The organism is Haladaptatus caseinilyticus (genome assembly GCF_026248685.1).
Lineage (GTDB): Archaea > Halobacteriota > Halobacteria > Halobacteriales > Haladaptataceae > Haladaptatus > Haladaptatus caseinilyticus.
The window spans coordinates 110895-127301 of sequence record NZ_CP111041.1; the positions used below are offsets into that span (position 1 = coordinate 110895).

General features: G+C 52.2%; 19 protein-coding genes. 5 read left to right on the top strand and 14 right to left on the bottom strand.

Features of this window, described 5'->3' with window-relative positions:
* Window positions 1–80: 80 nt before the first annotated feature.
* From OOF89_RS20510 to OOF89_RS20535, 6 genes are all read right to left on the bottom strand, one after another.
* Window positions 81–1268, bottom strand: coding sequence for a CBS domain-containing protein (locus tag OOF89_RS20510; protein WP_266082448.1), 1188 nt, complete (start codon window positions 1266–1268; stop codon window positions 81–83).
* 149 nt (window positions 1269–1417) lie between these two features.
* Window positions 1418–1924: a hypothetical protein gene (locus tag OOF89_RS20515; protein WP_266082450.1), complete on the bottom strand. Its 507-nt coding sequence runs from the start codon at window positions 1922–1924 to the stop codon at window positions 1418–1420.
* Window positions 1914–2594 carry a nucleotidyltransferase domain-containing protein gene (locus OOF89_RS20520; RefSeq protein WP_266082452.1) on the bottom strand — a complete coding sequence of 227 codons (681 nt, stop codon included), beginning with the start codon at window positions 2592–2594 and terminating at the stop codon, window positions 1914–1916. Before OOF89_RS20520 ends, OOF89_RS20515 begins: the two co-directional genes overlap by 11 nt.
* 279 nt (window positions 2595–2873) lie before the next feature.
* On the bottom strand, window positions 2874–3050 hold the full coding sequence (locus tag OOF89_RS20525) for a hypothetical protein (RefSeq protein ID WP_266082454.1): 177 nt from the start codon (window positions 3048–3050) through the stop codon (window positions 2874–2876).
* 84 nt (window positions 3051–3134) lie between these two features.
* On the bottom strand, window positions 3135–3407 hold the full coding sequence (locus tag OOF89_RS20530; RefSeq protein WP_266082456.1) for a diacylglycerol kinase family protein: 273 nt from the start codon (window positions 3405–3407) through the stop codon (window positions 3135–3137).
* 76 nt (window positions 3408–3483) lie between these two features.
* Window positions 3484–3783: a diacylglycerol kinase family protein gene (locus OOF89_RS20535; protein ID WP_266082458.1), complete on the bottom strand. Its 300-nt coding sequence runs from the start codon at window positions 3781–3783 to the stop codon at window positions 3484–3486.
* A gap of 441 nt (window positions 3784–4224) precedes the next feature.
* Between OOF89_RS20535 and OOF89_RS20540 the strand changes: the two genes are divergently transcribed.
* Window positions 4225–4533 (top strand): HalOD1 output domain-containing protein, encoded by a 309-nt coding sequence (locus OOF89_RS20540; RefSeq protein WP_266082460.1) that lies wholly within the window; start codon window positions 4225–4227, stop codon window positions 4531–4533.
* A 141-nt stretch (window positions 4534–4674) separates the two neighbouring features.
* Here OOF89_RS20540 and OOF89_RS20545 read toward each other — a convergent pair whose 3' ends face one another.
* The 5 genes from OOF89_RS20545 to OOF89_RS20565 all read right to left on the bottom strand — a co-directional run bounded on the left by OOF89_RS20545 (window position 4675) and on the right by OOF89_RS20565 (window position 8457).
* Entirely contained in the window at window positions 4675–5016 is a 342-nt protein-coding gene (locus OOF89_RS20545) for a DUF7344 domain-containing protein (RefSeq protein WP_266082462.1), read from the bottom strand.
* Window positions 5017–5404: 388 nt separating this feature from the next.
* Window positions 5405–5716: a HalOD1 output domain-containing protein gene (locus OOF89_RS20550; protein WP_328517209.1), complete on the bottom strand. Its 312-nt coding sequence runs from the start codon at window positions 5714–5716 to the stop codon at window positions 5405–5407.
* Between the two features lie 263 nt (window positions 5717–5979).
* The gene (locus tag OOF89_RS20555) at window positions 5980–6234 is read right to left on the bottom strand and encodes a DUF5789 family protein (protein ID WP_266082466.1); all 255 of its coding nucleotides are present in this window, start codon (window positions 6232–6234) and stop codon (window positions 5980–5982) included.
* 157 nt (window positions 6235–6391) lie between these two features.
* Window positions 6392–7153, bottom strand: a complete 762-nt coding sequence (locus OOF89_RS20560) for a proteasome assembly chaperone family protein (protein WP_266082468.1) — start codon at window positions 7151–7153, stop codon at window positions 6392–6394.
* 1034 nt (window positions 7154–8187) lie between these two features.
* Window positions 8188–8457: a DUF7571 family protein gene (locus tag OOF89_RS20565; protein ID WP_266082470.1), complete on the bottom strand. Its 270-nt coding sequence runs from the start codon at window positions 8455–8457 to the stop codon at window positions 8188–8190.
* Window positions 8458–8718: 261 nt separating this feature from the next.
* On the opposite strand from OOF89_RS20565, the gene OOF89_RS20570 reads away from it, so the two are divergent.
* Both OOF89_RS20570 and OOF89_RS20575 read left to right on the top strand, forming a co-directional pair.
* On the top strand, window positions 8719–8883 hold the full coding sequence (locus tag OOF89_RS20570; protein ID WP_266082472.1) for a zinc ribbon domain-containing protein: 165 nt from the start codon (window positions 8719–8721) through the stop codon (window positions 8881–8883).
* Between the two features lie 221 nt (window positions 8884–9104).
* On the top strand, window positions 9105–9311 hold the full coding sequence (locus OOF89_RS20575; RefSeq protein ID WP_266082474.1) for a cold-shock protein: 207 nt from the start codon (window positions 9105–9107) through the stop codon (window positions 9309–9311).
* 1791 nt (window positions 9312–11102) lie between these two features.
* Here the strand turns inward: OOF89_RS20575 and OOF89_RS20580 are convergent.
* Entirely contained in the window at window positions 11103–11357 is a 255-nt protein-coding gene (locus tag OOF89_RS20580) for a DUF5789 family protein (RefSeq protein ID WP_266082476.1), read from the bottom strand.
* A gap of 442 nt (window positions 11358–11799) precedes the next feature.
* Here OOF89_RS20580 and sufB point away from each other — a divergent pair, with 442 nt between their 5' ends.
* Window positions 11800–13230, top strand: a complete 1431-nt coding sequence (gene sufB, locus OOF89_RS20585; RefSeq protein ID WP_266082478.1) for a Fe-S cluster assembly protein SufB — start codon at window positions 11800–11802, stop codon at window positions 13228–13230.
* Between the two features lie 104 nt (window positions 13231–13334).
* Here sufB and OOF89_RS20590 read toward each other — a convergent pair whose 3' ends face one another.
* Together OOF89_RS20590 and OOF89_RS20595 are read right to left on the bottom strand one after the other, a co-directional pair.
* The gene (locus OOF89_RS20590) at window positions 13335–13808 is read right to left on the bottom strand and encodes a hypothetical protein (protein WP_266082480.1); all 474 of its coding nucleotides are present in this window, start codon (window positions 13806–13808) and stop codon (window positions 13335–13337) included.
* Window positions 13805–14281, bottom strand: coding sequence for a helix-turn-helix domain-containing protein (locus OOF89_RS20595; RefSeq protein ID WP_266082482.1), 477 nt, complete (start codon window positions 14279–14281; stop codon window positions 13805–13807). The genes OOF89_RS20590 and OOF89_RS20595 overlap by 4 nt, the downstream gene beginning before the upstream one ends.
* 821 nt (window positions 14282–15102) lie before the next feature.
* Between OOF89_RS20595 and OOF89_RS20600 the strand changes: the two genes are divergently transcribed.
* The gene (locus tag OOF89_RS20600; protein ID WP_266082484.1) at window positions 15103–16401 is read left to right on the top strand and encodes an NRAMP family divalent metal transporter; all 1299 of its coding nucleotides are present in this window, start codon (window positions 15103–15105) and stop codon (window positions 16399–16401) included.
* Window positions 16402–16407 lie beyond the last annotated feature (6 nt).

A 16407-nucleotide genomic window follows, 5' to 3' on the forward strand; every position in this document is an offset into this window, starting at 1 on the left:
CACCAAGTTCAGCCCCGCTTGCTAGCAAGCGAATCGTACCCCCCGGAACGGTTGCCCCCGTGTACTGAAAGTCAAGACCGTTACCCGCCGAGCCACCAGCCGTAGAGTTGCGCTTGTTCCTCTGTGTCCGGATGGTTCTTCGACTGGCCGTAGGTTTTGCCCTTGAGAAGCTGGCGTTCGACCGCGTTCGCGGCGAGACGAAGTGCATGCGTAGCGCCGTAGCCCTCCCCTTTGGCGGTGAAGTAACCACGGTCAGTGACTAGTCGAATCCGTGCCAACACCAGTGGCACTCCTCGGCTCCTTTCTTTGTGCTCGTGCAGTTCGATACTGGCCTTGATCACGCTCATCTCACCATACTTCGAGGTCACGCTGTCGATCAACGCAGAAACGTCATCGTAGTCCATCCCATCGAGTAACTCGAGACCGAACACCTGCACGGGACGTCGTTCTTCTTGCTCCCAGGTGAGTGCCTCGATGACGTCCGTCTTTGTGATGATTCCGATCGGTTCGTCCGTCTTGTTAGCCGTGACGACAAGTGAGGAAATCTCCCGATCGAACATCGTTTCGACTACCGCATCGAGCGGTGTGTCTCGCTGAACCGTCGCAGCTACATCGGACATCAGGTTCCGCACTGGCAGATCGAGCATCCGGTCGGAAGTACCATCCCGTTCACCAAACCCGCCGCGGCCACTAAATTCGTCTGACGAGCCACCCTGGCTCTTGTTCCCGCCGCGTGTCGTAAATTCGATGACATCGTACAAGCTCAATATGCCTACGAGCTCGTCATTGTCGATGATTGGAAGGTGTGCGATACGTGCTTCCCGAAGGGTGTTGAGGGCTTTCCCCATCGTGGTCATCGGGGTCGCACTGATCAGCGTTGTCGTGTATGCATCGTCAACGGTCACCGCGTCGAGAAACGGGCTCACGGCCTCCAAGACGGCATCTGCGGTCACCACACCAACGACGCGGTCTTTGTCCAGCACTGGGAGCGTCTTGGCGTTACTCCCGATCATGAGTCGTGCGACTTCACGGACATTCTCGGTTCGGTCGACGGTTGGGACGTGTTGCACACGTGAGCCAACCTTCGCCGAGGGCTGATTGGACGACGAGGCCAGTTGTCGGCGGCTGACGACGCCATGATACTCCTCGCCGTCCGTAACGACGACGGCGTCGAGTTCTTGATTCTCGAACGCACCAGCGACCTTCGAAAGGGGTGCACCGATATCGAACTCGGTGAACTGTGTTGAAACTATCTCAGAAATGTCCATTGTGTACTCACTATTAAGAGGGTTCGAGGACGGTTATGCTTGCTTCACTTTTTGGTGACACGATGCCGCTGATTTGTGGTGGGTCCCATTTGGATGTGAGGAGACGTATCGTTACCATCGTCACGACGGTACAGATCGTCCGTGGGTGATCAGTCGTCGTAATCCGAACAGACGCATTCGTGCCGTAACGATGCAAATTTACGAAGATATCGATGGAGGTCCTCTGCCAATTGAAGCATCGCATCAGCCTGTTCTGCACTGGCAACCGTTTCTCGATAGTAAACCTCTGCTCGATTTTGCTGCCACAGTTGTATCAGTCGGGCTGCAAATGACTCGCTGAAGAGGTTCACTTCTGCGCCACGTTGGTACACTGCTGTATGTTCGTGCCGAAGATCCTCGCCTGCCGCCTGTCCTTGATGGAAAAGATAGAACTGGATACTCCGTTCGATAGCAACGAAGGATGCTTCGATCACGACAGTATAGTAGCCGTTTTGCGACCGAAGCGTTCGTGCGGCTTCGAGCAACCGGCAGGCTTTCCGGAGTTGGACGAGCGCTTCATCAGACACATCCAAATCCGTTTCACTCGATTGGCCGCGTGTATCCTGAAAGGCTTGCTCCGCTGTATTGAGGGCGTCTTCAACGTAACTATCGTCCATTCGTGAGTACCTCCGATTTGAGCTGTTGCAGTGACTCGGAATCGACAAGCGTGAGTCCAGTTGTGAAGATTTCGCGTAATCGATCTCCATATCGCTGGGCAGTGGTTGTGGACTCGACGAGGACTTGGAATTTAAATCGGTCACCATCAAAGCGCTCGTCACTGAGTTCTGAGGCTATTTCGTGAGCTGTCTGTTGGGCGAGTGCTTGCTCATCATCAACGAGAACGAAGCAGTCGATATCACTCCGTCGATCAGCTTTGCCCCGAGCGACACTGCCGAATAGGACGATCCCGTGGACGGTGGAAAGTTCCTCGGTTACTCGGTCGACAAGCGTTCGGACAGGGTCACGGAACTCTGCTTGGGGAATCTCGAGGATTGGGTCATCCGGATGTGAAAGCCGTTCACGATTGATTTGAACGAGTTTCCGGTTTCCGTCGTACGAGGTCGTAACGAGATGTGTTGCTTCGAGCAAGTCAACGGCATCAGTAACACTGCTTGCGCTGTGCTCTGTGACTCGCCGGAGATCCCGAATACTGAGCGCAGTGTGTGGGCTTGCGGCGAGAAGATTGAGGATGTCGCTGGTTGCTGCATGCCGAAAGAGTCTGCCCTCCGGGACTGGAAGCGGCAGTTTGATCGACTTTCCCGTCTGTCGGTCGCTCTTAGCTACCATGGTCGCTCTTAACGACCAAAACACATGTAATTTTCCATCGGGCTGGCTCCGACACGCACTCACGCCGTCCTCGACTATCGCTATTGGGAGTAGTCGATTATACCGTTGTAATAGAGGGGGATCGCGAGAGCGACCCCCTCCGTTTCGCAGAAATAGACGCACTTCACCGTACCCAACCCATTACTACCACCGTGTGTCACCGGCAAGGCGGTGTGAATCTCGGGTGGTGGTGTGGTTCGAGAGGGGGTTCACAGAACCCCCGTGATTACAACGCTATAATTAGCGGCCTCCGTTTCCTCCCGCGTTCGCTTCGTGGGCGCGCATCCACCCCGCCAAATCAGGATGCCCGAACGTGATTTCGATGTGATGGCCACCGACGCCCATCGCATCGTCCACCGACAACGTTCGTGACTCCTTGTAGCTCACACCGGGGACGCGTTCGGCCATCTCCACCATGACGCGATAGCCGTCGTTTTGTTATTGGATAACGGTACTCCTTATCGGATCCAAGCACGTTGCAATCTATCGCACTGTTGTAAACTACTCTGGCACTGAACGAGGTACATATTCTGGCCCGGCACAAACGGTGAGTTTCTGTGGACGAATCTGCAATGCGAGATGCTCGTGGGTGCTCAGTTCACTATCAAGACTCAATTCAATCGGCTCATCGTGGAGGCTATCGATCTCTAATCGCTTTACCTGCATATGGTGAACGTGATCGGTGTCCTGGCCCAGTAGTCGGTGGGAGGCTGCGTCGGCGACGATGTCACTCGTCGACATCTCCTCGACAATGACGACATCGAAGAGCCCCACCCTCGACGTTCGCCTGTCCTCCTTGATTGACGAACCGGCGGACGTTTTCAATGAGCGCACACAGGGCCTCTCCGGTTCACGTTATCTCTTTGCCTTTCGGGACTGCCGAGAGTTCGATGTTGAGTCCGTCGAATCTCATCACTTCTTGAACACCTGCAATGACTAATGCGAGTGAACCGAATTGCTCTTTCAACTCGCCCCACGTGCCGACGTCGATACACCGCCTCGCTCCTGATTTGAGTACATCGAAGCCCTGCTCGACCGTCGTAATCCCGAGATTCGTCCTAGCAACCTTTTCCGTGCCCGTCAGAATCACGCCGAGCGTTACCGCGTCAAGTCCGCTCGCTTGGACGAGCCTTTGGATCACTTCGTGCACGTTCCATTGCCGCCAGCAACAGCTAACACGTCCACACCGTCTGCATCGGCTTCTGCGTGAGCGTGATAGCATGTCCCTCGCACTCGATCTCATAGATCGTGTACCACTGGCAGTCAGTCATTCGTGCATTATTCACTCGAGACCAGGCGTGTCCAGGTCTGTTTAGTGCAACATGTGGGTGTATGAGTCACCGTATTATTGTGAGCAACTTCGATTGAATATTTGGTGTATAACAGTGGATGTTTCCCAAAATCTCTGGTTGACCCTCTGCACGCCCACTATAGTAGCTGAGACTGTCGAATTGGCGATGCAGAGTTCAGGCGTAACTATCTTGTTACCCATATCCTCTTTGTTCATTTCAACGTACAATTCTCAGTTAATTTCCATACAGAGCGTCTATATACAATGTTCCCAAACTATCCTGGCGAGAGAGACACACGCATGACCGGCCCGGAGGACTTCCCGATTCCCGACGCACAGCCCACATCAGGGATGCAGCCACTGAACGGCACTGAACCGATCGAAACGACAGTCATCAACCGCATTCTACAGCACGAAAATACCGACCCGGAGGACCTTGTCCCACTCTACGAGGTCATCGACCCAGAAGCCCTCAACCTGCTGTTTGCCCCCCGACGAGATGGGTCGTCTCGCTCGACAGCGGGCACAGTCAGGTTTCAGTATTGTGGGTATCAAGTCACCGTCACCAGCGACCACGACGTCAGACTCGACCCGCTCACCGACGAATAATCACAGAAAGTCTGCAGCTACACAGTCCCAGCCCCATCTCGGGAGTGATTGGTGAGCGATGCAGCCACTGCGTGACGACTCGCAACTGCTCTGCACATTTGCCATCCACCGTCTACTTGCATCCGAGAAGAAGCGTACTGATTACGGCCAGTCGTGCGGGAGCTCGTCTGCATGGTCGCTCAGCAGCGTGAGAAGTGGGGCAATTTTCTCAAAGTTTGATCCCTGCCGAATTGTCTCCGTGTCGGGCTGCCATTCAATATAGCCGTGGTCGGCTAATTTCGGCAGGTGGAGATGGTGTAGCTGCGTTGTCACAGCGTCGGGCTCATCTGTCTCTCCTCCGTCGGGCACGATGTCCGCTTCTGTGAGTGTGGCATAGTCGTATGGATTTTCATCCTGTACTGCCAGTAAGAGACGGCGGCGGTACGGGTGATTTAACGCGCTGAGGCTAGCATCCAGGGATGCGATAGCTGTTTGTTGACTCATGATCTTGTGGTTGTGGTTGCGGAACGTATACTCATAGGGCGTTCCGCGTGCCGACCACACGAAGAGAGTAGGAAAACCCTGCACGACCGGTGACCCCGGTTCAAGCGGTCCCCACACGGGGACACAAACGCACAGTGTGTATGTATGATTCCGTAGTTGTCATTACGGAGGTGTAGATGAATAAGTGTTGGGTGAAATATACCTAGATCGTGCCAATATATTTTAAATAGATATCTGCTCATACGAGTCAGCGTCGCGTCGAGACAATCGATGACAAAAACGACGCAGCGAATCATGACTCCACGATTGAACGCCTGCCACTCGGTATGCTCCCGGTTTGCTTTTCACGCTGTAGAGATCAAAAATTTGACACGCTTGCCGACGATAGTCACTGATCAGACACGGTGATTGTTCGGTCAGAAGCGATTGTCACATGCTGGCCGGCATATTCGAAGCGCACGGTTGGCGCAGCATGCTGATACAGACTTTCGAGCGCATCTGGATCAATGGCCTCATACAGGGGTGTTGCAGGTGTCGTGCCGAGGGCCTCGGTTACTGCCGTGACCACTGCACTAGTGATCGATTGGGTGGCTGGTGGTGGTGTTTGAAGAGACGGGTCTACCTCTGACTGTGGGGTACTGGGCATGTCCTCTGCGAATGGACGGTGAGAAAATAGTCTTTGGGGGATATATGCTAGCATATGTCAGGTGTTACTGTCGAGCTGATGGTGACGATACACTCCGTCGGGAGCACTGGGAGTGCTCAGCTGCAGTTCGTCACTTGAGATCACGGCTGTCTACGTCTGCTTAGTGCAACAGACGGCAGTATGGCTGTCGAATTATTGTTCGAATTTGAAAATATTTAGTATACTAGTGCCGGTGAGCTGCTCTCGGTACCGCTAACGCACTATGAGTGCGAACTTGTGGGTGACTTTCCAAACAAACAACCATACTCACCGGATGCCTATCCTTCTCTGTTTAATTGGTTTAATACGTCGTCTCGGACTTCATCTGCGGAATCGTATGTTTTCTCGTCGGCTGAACTCAGCACTTCTTCGATGGATTGTGTGCCACCCATTGACTCAACTTCGTGATCGTCGTAGGTAGAAGTCAATTCATTGCTTGTCACTGGATAGTCTAACTCTTCGAGGCGCTCATCGAACTCGCCAAGTTCACCGCCTTCTGCTCGCTCCTCCACAGGAGATCGATCATCACTCATACAGCAATGATAGCATCGCGAGTCGGAATAAGGTGGTGGCTGCTACACCGGATGAGTAGCGGTGAGAATCAAGGACATGCAGGATAGGGGTCGTAAGGGGAAATCCTATGATAAATGAAATGGTTATAAACAGATTGTTCCCATCACATATTCGACTTTATTGATACATGTTTGGCATCGGGGAATTCATCGGATCCTGTTGTTCTTGAATGATCTGTTGATACTGTGTCGCAACTTGTTCGAGTTCTTCTTCAATCGCTTCTGCTTGCTGGGCAAGTGCGGTCGTTTCAATCTCAAAATCGACTAACGGTTCAACAGCATTCTCGATCAGTGATTGTGCGGCAGTGGGATCCGGGAAAAACGGATTTGTTTTCACAATAAGAATCGTAGTCGGAATTTCGGCCCCAAAGAACTCTTTCGCGAGTGCACCAGTAACACCACCGATAAGGCCTGTCCCGGCAGCAAGTGGGATACCGACGTCCTGTAGTTCCGCTTCAAGTTCATCCGTTGATGCCACGCCATGAATGTCACCGATTTCAGCGTCCGACTGGGCTGGTGCTCCAACAAAAAAGAGTGCATTCTTAAATTCCGTCGCCAATTCGTCCTGTAAACAGTGAGCAAGCCCGCGGTAACTTGATTGGGGAAGGACGACATCACTTTGGAGGGTGATGACGGCTGGATTTGCCTCTCCATACACGCGAATTGCATCCTGCAGACGACCATCACTATACGACGCCACTTGTGGGAACAACTCAGAGTCGAGTGATCCAAGGTGCGTAAGATCAAGCTGGTCTGTGATGTGAGCCGCTGTAATGGCGGCCACGAGACCGTGACCTGGTAACCCTTCGATAAGAGTTGCAGCCTCTGCTTTCTTTGCACTGAAACGTTTGAATTCAACCGGCTTGTCTGTGCCTGCCATATGTCTCGTTACACACTTTCGGTCTTGATCTTTCTCGTTGGCGATCCGGTCGAGATATTTGTCAATTTATTGTCGTGCAGGCCTTTCACCACTCCGCTCCGAGAGTGTCACATAGCTACATTGATTCCTGATCCTCACTCAATTGGATCGGAATAAAACCCACCCAGAAGCAGAATTGATTGTTGTAGTGCGATTGGCTCTCCCGTAATTAGATTTCTGGATTCGAGAACCCGTGTGTTTACACCCGCTTAGTGGACCATAGAGGCACCCGTCAACAGTTAGCAAATGCGTCTGGTGTATCGGCTCACATTCCCCGCCAAGGAAATCGCCCTCATTAGTCCCTACCTCCGTGAGTCGGATTCATCTCTCGAATTCGCCACCCTCGGCGAGTCCTCTACTGAACTCTTCCCCATTTTTGGGCATACGGTCCTGACCGCGAACTGCTCGCCGATCGCCTCGCTACTGACCGAGCAGTAACAGAGATTTCTCAACTCGCTCGGTGTTCCGACCGCGTACGCTACCGGGTAGAATGGGATATGAACGCCGATGCAGTCGCTTCGCTCGAAGAACTTGCAACGACACTCCACAACCAAAATGTAACGGTGCTGTTCGGGCGGGTTACACCCACCGAATGGCACTGTTTCCTCCAATTTCCGTGTCGGGACTCAGTAATTCACTTCTCTACCGAGTCTGCCGTTTTACAGCCCAGACTTGATCAACAGACGGATCTCGAATTGAAGAACTACCGGTCCTAAGTTTTGAAAGAGAGGGGTGGAATCGGACTCTCATACCCTGTAACTTCGTGTGCATGGTTAAGCAGGGAAGTTAACCCCCTACCGATACTCTCATACAGGCACACCATAGTTTACTAGCATATGGCAGAGTTTGTGGTTCACTTGTTGCTGATACAGAGAATGGATCCATCACAGGAGATCTCGCTTATTTCGTCTCTGCGACACTGAACCAACCGCTAAGTAGACATACCTATTGAGGTCTACACCAGCAGAAATATTGATTGAAAGGTAGGATACCGTTCAGGAAGACACAGGGTTGCAATTCCAGCCAGGGTCGTGACCAGTGCGGTCAATGAGGTCGGATCGACACGCTGGGCAATAGTCGGGGGTGACAAATTCGCTTCGAGGGACGTACACCGCACCGCCGCACTCCACGCACGCATCCGCAACGATGGTCGTGCAGTCCGCGCAGACGTTAAAGTCGTCAACTGTGAGGTTGCGCAGGGGTTCGAGTTGTTTATCCAAATTGTACTCGTCGATGACCGACTGACAGCTGTGGCACAGTTTCATGGCGATGCACATAACACCATGTGACCACACCCTAAATACCTGCCTCCGAGAACTGACAGACTCACGGCAGCCCAAGCGAACAGTGTTTTCTCTGGAGTTGTCGATGGTTTCTGATACTGATCCCTAACCAGAACCCTCACGAAGCAATTGGACCATGCGTATCCACCGTAGTGATCTTTCTGCTACGTTCCGGTTATCGGTATTAGATTAGAAATGAATCTTGAGCCAATGCTTATTCGCGTCGCGATCCAACCTCACTTAATGAGCCTGTTCAGTAACGTCGGAAGGAAGTTCGAAAAGACGAAACGGGCGTTTATCGATGACGGGCAGACGGAGTATGCCTGTGTGTCCTGTGATAACCCCGTGGACGGAGAATACGAGTACTGCCCCCACTGTGGCGAGGAAACAGTCGAACCGGTCGAGTGATTCTGTCCAACAATCCGCACCCGTATCCGAGTATTACGTGGTCTGTAGTTGTTGCCTGCTCCTGACCAGCGTTTTCGATTCCTCCTGACGGGCTGTACTCTTGAACGACACTCTTCTGTGAATCGGCTGACCTCTACACCTACGTGCCAATTATAGCGGAGAGTCGTGGTACTTTAACTCTCGGAAGTGTTATCCGTGTGTGAGGACTGTGTTTGTTTGTAATGGCAAACGGTAAAGTTGACTTCTTCAACGACACGGGCGGTTACGGTTTTATTTCGACTGACGACGACGACATCGACGATGACGAGGACGTCTTCTTCCACATGGAGGACGTCGGCGGCCCCGACCTCGAAGAAGGGCAGGAAGTCGAGTTCGACATCGAATCATCCCCTAAGGGACCGCGCGCGACGAACCTCGTTCGTAAGTAATCGCGAATTTCACCCGTCGTTCACAGCGATGGATGACAACTCAGTTCTTTCACTGTCACGCGCCGTAGCTGGTGTTATTTGTGCGCTCTGTACTTGGCTATACAATTAAGCTCAATCTGAGAATCCACTGTGCTGTATACGCGCTCTGTATTCAGCACGCTATTTGTGTTAACCACTGAGGGTTTCAACACGGCCGATGATCTGTAAAGGTCCACAATTGCTTAAAATAGGGCTTGAAGGACTCATTTTCGAATCAATCGATCTATCGTTCATGTCTTCGATCCGTCTTTTGTTCATACATTCCGCCAATTTCTGATCTCCATCTTCGGTGGTTAAATCGCCTCGAATGATCGCCACTAGTGACCAACAGACAGTCGGGAGAAACACACGGCTCCCCACCCAGCTGAAACACACCGGATTTCATCTGCTTTTCTACCGTCTGGATCGGACTATTCTGACCGAGCTCATCTCGATTCTTGGTGGATATCCGATGTTGAACGATTGATCGGTTACTGTGGATTGATTATCCACGACGCTATGAGTAACCCGATTATACTGATGATTAGAACAGGCAGCATTGGGCATCGTCCTCTTTGGCAGGGGTAATACTGTGATCCAGTGATAAAACAGGTTGTTTCTGGAAGAAAACAACAGGTATCATAATCAACAATTCCTCGCTGAACCCAATAGATTGACTGTGGGCACAAGAGCCAATTTTTACTGTTCGCGACCCTTATTCTGTCTCAACGGTGTTACGAAATGGCACAGTATAAAGTCGAATGTGTGACCCTCGACTACGACTCGCAATATGATGATTGCCGTTGTATCGAGGAACTCGGGTTTCGGACTGAAGGTGGAGGAATAACGACTCGAACACCACGTCAAGTATACGAGATGGTTGAACAAAACGGCGATACAGTCCTCGTCGAGTACAGAGGAAACCTTACCGAAGTGGTTGGCGTGACTCACGGAGCGACAAAATACGTCCGAACACGGTCGACAGATACCGGAAACGATGATCTTGTGAAAAAGCCAAGCTGTTGAGAACGTTCTGCCGACTCAGCGTACAGCTTAGTCGCAGTCTCGGTTGTCAGAGCTAATCGGATTTCTCATGATTAAAATCAGTAAGTATTTTGACCCAAGGATTTGTGATGGTTCCTTCCCACAGTAAGACTAGACTATGACTGATTCTCAAAACAAACTGTTACAGCAATTGAACGAGATGCAGGCGGTTCACATTATCGAAGCCAATACACGAAAAGTAATTGGAGTTCTCAGGAGACAATTAGTACGCTTAACGAGAAAATCGACGATTTTCGACAACGCATAGCAGAGTTAGAAGACATTGTCGATAAGTACGAACATCTTGATGGTGAACAACAATAGCAAGCATGGTATTCGGAGCGCTAACTCAGCACTCCGATCTTGAGCTAAATCTCTCACATCACTGTATTCATTATCAATCCACCGGCAGACGTTCGAAAATCCTCGCTTAAAAACGCTATCCAAGGCAAATACGTACTCAATCTCTTGCTCTCGGACAAGTACTGCATTCGCTTGGTGAACAAATGGTATTTGCTAGTCGTCGTAGTATTCGAACTTCCCACATACCGTCTCGAACATCTGCCTTTCCTTCGATAGGCTAGGAACGACCGTGACCGCCGAATCGTCGAGAGGTCATCAACAGACCTAGACCGATCAATTCACTGGGTGAGCAATCGGGGTCAACACTGTATCAAACAGTTACTACAGATATTATCTCAAAATAGACAATGCTGCGAGACCAGTTTTCTATTCTTGTCGGTTTAGCTTATTTAGTATGTCGTCTCGGGCTTCATCTGCCGAGTTGTACGTTTTCTCGTCGACTGAACTAAATACTTCTTCGATGGATTGTGTGCCATCGCCTGATTCGACCTCATACTCACCATATTCGGAAACCAACTCATCTTCTGCGAGTGGATAGTCTTGCTCTTCGAGGGGCTCCTCGAAGTCACCGAGTTCGCCACTTTCTGCTCGGTCTTCAACCGAAGGCCAATTATCACTCATACGACTGTGGTAGAATTACGAGCCGCAATAAGGTACTGGCTAATTGATCGGATAATTAGCAGTAGTGTACTAGATACGAGTAGACAGCGAGATGACTATTTATCGGGTTTAGTGTGGTCGCTCTAAACAACTTTACTTTCGTTCTACTCGGGTCAACAACTTACCAAGTAGGTTGACTTCGTCGGTGTTCGGCCCGGCTGTACGATATCTCTGTAAGGGTCGGGCATCGCCAGGTCGACCGAACGGGTACCTTGCTGACGTTGTTCCCGTAGAGAAGAACGGAGATCGCGACCTTCAGTGGGTTTGCGAACGCTCTATTTCAAATTACGTGGACGGGAAGGAGATGGTCGAGGAACGAATCAACGAAGATCCCAGCACACACTCGCTGCCCATCGTTAACTTACCCACCAGCCTCATCAGGCTAGAGCACTCACTTTTAAATATGAGTTCAGACCAGCATCACCTGCGCGATACAGACACAGAGGAACGGTTCGAGTTCAAGAAAGAACAGCGAGCCGCGGTCAAATCCGACAAGGGACTGACCGAAGAGGTCGTCCGCCTCATCAGCGAGGACAAGGACGAACCCGAATGGATGCTCCAGCGCCGCCTTCGCGCGCTGGAACATTACCAGAATATGCCCCTGCCGACGGACTGGCCCGGCCAGCCCGATTTGACGCAACTCGACGTCGAAGAGATCATTCCTTATATTCGCCCGGACGTGGACAAGCGTGAAGGCGCGGACAGCTGGGACGACCTCCCGGACGACATCAAGGACACGTTCGAGAAACTTGGCATTCCGGAAGCCGAGCGCAAAGCGCTCTCCGGCGTCGGTGCCCAGTACGAGTCCGAGGTCGTCTACCAGAACATGCAGGACCAGTGGGAGGAAAAGGGCGTCGTCTTCTGCAACATGGACGAAGCCGTCCAGGAGCACGAAGCCCTCGTCAAAGAGTACTTCATGACGAAGTGCGTGCCGCCGAGCGACAACAAGTTCGCGGCACTCCACGGGGCCGTTTGGTCTGGCGGGTCGTTCGTCTATGTTCCCGAGAATGTAACGGTCGAAATGCCCGTGCAGGCGTACTTCCGAATGAATTCCGAAGGGATGGGGCAGTTCGAGCACACGCTCATCATCGCCGAGGAAGGCTCCGAGGTTCACTACATCGAAGGCTGTTCTGCCCCGAAATACGGCAGTCACAACCTCCACTCCGGCGGCGTCGAAGTGTTCGTGGACGAGGACGCCCACGTCCAGTATTCGACTGTGCAAAACTGGTCGAAGAATACGTTCAACCTGAACACCAAACGTGCCATCGTCGAAGCCGGGGGCCGCATGGAATGGATCTCTGGCAGCATGGGATCGAAGGCAACGATGCTGTACCCGTGTTCCATCCTGAAGGGACGTGGCGCGAGCGCAAATCAGATCTCCATCGCGTTCGCTGGCAAAGGTCAGAACATCGACACCGGCGCGAAGGTGTACCACAACGCGCCGAAAACGAACTCGACAATCGAGTCGAAGTCCATCAGCAAGGACGGCGGCCGAACGAACTACCGTGGTCTTGTCCACATCAGCGATGGTGCGGTGGATTCGAGCACGTCCGTTGAGTGTGACGCGCTGATGTTCGACAACGAATCTACGTCGGACACCATGCCGTACATGGAAATCAACGAAGACCGCGTCGATGTCGCTCACGAGGCAACGGTCGGGAAGATCGGTGACGAGGACGTGTTCTACCTCCAGAGTCGCGGATTGGACGACGACGACGCGAAACAGATGATTGTGAGCGGGTTCATCGAACCCATCACGGAAGAACTCCCGATCGAGTACGCGGTGGAGCTAAACCGTCTCATCGAACTCGAAATGGAGGGAAGCCTTGGCTAGTCTTTTTAGATCTCTAGAATCATTTTACAGGAATTCAAGCCGAGTTCCACTGATTTGACCCTGAAGGGGGTTCACTGCAGCTTAATTTAGATTGGGGTTATCAACTACAGCACGGTCAACGGATCTCGTAGAATGACATCCTCTCCTACCCCATGTTGGGTCACGATGTCCTGCACGATCGCACGGAGTTTGGTATCGGCAGTGGCTAGGTGGACAGTCTCGTCAGTAGCAAGGCCACAGACGAGGGCTGGAATGTACTGATCCGCTTTGACGGTATGTTCCGGAAGCGTGTCGTCTGCAATGCGCTGACGTGCTTCGTCAATTACGCCACTGTACGTCTCGAAATCCGGTATCCGAAGCACAAGAAATCCGTCATCAACTAATTGTTGAATTGCCTGTGCAGAGGCATGATGATTGACTGGTGCGTTTTCAGCCGCAAGCACATCATCAACGAGTTCTTGCTTGACCGAACGAGGAAGGACAAGCGTTAATCCTTCTTCAACGGCGGTTCGAACGCGATCTGGAAACGCTCTCCCATGCATGACAACCGCATTTGCGTCCAGCACGACCACATTCATCGGGTAAACAACTCGAGTTCAGCTGCCAGTCGAAGGAAATCAGCATGCTGTATCTCAAGTACACCACTTGCCTCGCGATAGGTGAGGTCACCATCCTCGACACGTTCCCAGACATCAAGGAGTTCGTCGATGATACTATCACCATATGTGTCGAGCATATACTCAGTCGTTTCGGACTCTGCCTCAACAGCCGTCGCGATGGCGTCCAGTGAGAGATGAATATCAAAGTCAACGGCAGTGTAGGTCGCAGGCTTCATTTGCTTCCGATGGAGGAGACCCGCTTGGTGCAGCTCGCGACAATAGTCGTGTGCTGTCGTATGTGGGAGCCCAAGGTCGTCTTTGAGGGTGGTGACGGCGAACTGCTCGTGCTTGGCTGCGTGGCTGAGGATCTCGAGCTTGCGGTCATGTGCCAATTGCTCAAACACCGTCTGGAGACGTTTCCGGGAGATGGGAGTATCGTTTGTGACTCTCATACGAATTTCACGAATATACGAAATATTCGTATGGACCTAAACCTGTCGAACAGCCGAATCTGAGAGTATCACCACTACACTCAAAATTGTGAAAATTGAATCACTGAGTTTTAACCGGCTTGCGTGGAGTCTCGGTGTATGCTGGTCGCATCGACGGTCAGATAAGAAACGACAATCCGCGCTTTTTCCCGCTGAACCGAACTAGATTCTCACCACAAGCCCGAGTTTTGATGCATCTCTTATTTTCATATAATTTTCTACTGAATAGGCTTTAGTAACGCAATTTCTGAGTCAGTCACGGGCTCATCTTGCAAGTGGAGATCGATCGTGCGCGCTGTTTCTGACAGGAGAACGCTAAACACCTGTGCGGCAGAGTCTTCAGCAAGGCGCAGAGGGTTCCACGTTGCATGGGTTAGGATCGCGTTCCTGAGAGCTTTTGGAAGAGGTCACCTATTGTGATATTTGTAACTCTGTTGACTCCTATAACATGCGGCTATCTTCGTTGGTGGCATCGTATTCAGTCACTGGTTGAAGCTTATTCTCGAGAACGGTTCTACGCAGCTCTCATGTGAGAAAATGTTCCTTTCCCGGTATCGCAGGAAATAAACCTCTAGATGAGCTATCTCGTGATATAGTTCTTGGACGTTGTGCACCAGGTAGTAGACGTACTTGGCGGTTCGATGTCGGCGAAGCATTACCAGCGCGACCGATTCCGGCTAAGTGACGACGCTCGTGAGACGGGGTAGTCGTCTCAAAAGAACTCTATCGAATCCCCTGCCAACGTGTGCATCGCTAAACAGCCAAAGCTATCCTGTAAAACAATGAGTCTTGACTTCAACACATACGACAATCTTCGCTCGATATTCAGCGTCAAAAACATGGTAAGCGATTTCTTCCGGAAGTACGGGCTGGCATTTGTGATGGTCGCCAGTTACTTCGGCTCCGGATCGATCTTTATCGCTAGTTCCGCCGGCGTCCGCTACGGCTACTCGCTTCTGTGGGCCGTCATCGGTGCGGTTCTGCTTGGCTACATGGCTCAGGATATGAGCGCTCGTCTCGGTATCTTCGGGCAATCCTTGGCCACCTTTGCCAGAGAGAAACTCGGACGAACTGCCTCGACAGTGCTCATGATACTTTTGTCGATCGGCTGTGTCGCCTGGACCCTCGAACTCACCGCTGCTGTCGGGAAGGGAATCGTCGTGCTTCTCGGCCTCCAAGCGATCGGCTGGGCTCCCTTCGCATATCTGACCGGCGTTGCGGCCATTGTCGTCGGTATCCTCGGCTACGACTGGGTTGAAAAGATCATGGTCGCGATGATGTTCGCGCTACTCGGCAGCTACGTCCTCGTCGCCAGTGTCTCCTCGCCGGATATCGTCGCTGCAGCGACGGGGGTCGTCCCTGTACTTGGCGGCCTGGACGGGATGGTTCTGGCTATTTCTATTCTTGGAACCACGGCGCTGTGGCCCAACTTCTTCCTCGAATCTGAGCTCGTCGAAGAGAAAGGCTGGTCTGGCGCTGACGCGGTTCCTAACATGCGTCGAGATCTCGCCATCGGCTACACAGTCGGCGGCATCACTACTATTGCCATCGTCGTCGCTGCGGCCGCGGTGCTGCGACCGGCAGGCTACGAGCAACTCGAAACGTTCCTCACGCCTGGCAAAGCTATGGCCACTGTCCTCGGTGAGTGGGCGATGGTTGTCTTCCTCGTGGGAACCCTCGCAGCGGCCTTCAATAGTATCATTCCCATCATGTGGGCGCCCGCCTACATGATCCGCGAGACGCTGGGCGGTGAGTACGCCAATAGCCGGCGGACGTTCCTCGTCATCTACGTTGCTGGCGTCGCACTCGGTAGTCTCTCGCCGTTCATCCACCAGTACTTGGGACTCAGCGTCATCGATATGATTATCCTCTTCCCGGCGTACAACGCCGTAATTGGATTACCCATCACCGTTGCCCTACTGTTTTGGGCAGTCAACGACCCCGACGTAATGGGTGACCATACCAACGGTTGGCTGCTTAATATCCTCAACACTGCACTCATCTTGGTGGCAGCCTATTCAGTCTACAGTGCTGGCGGGCTGGTAATCGAGACGATTTTCACCGGCGGGTTGGCCGGATGAGGGGGT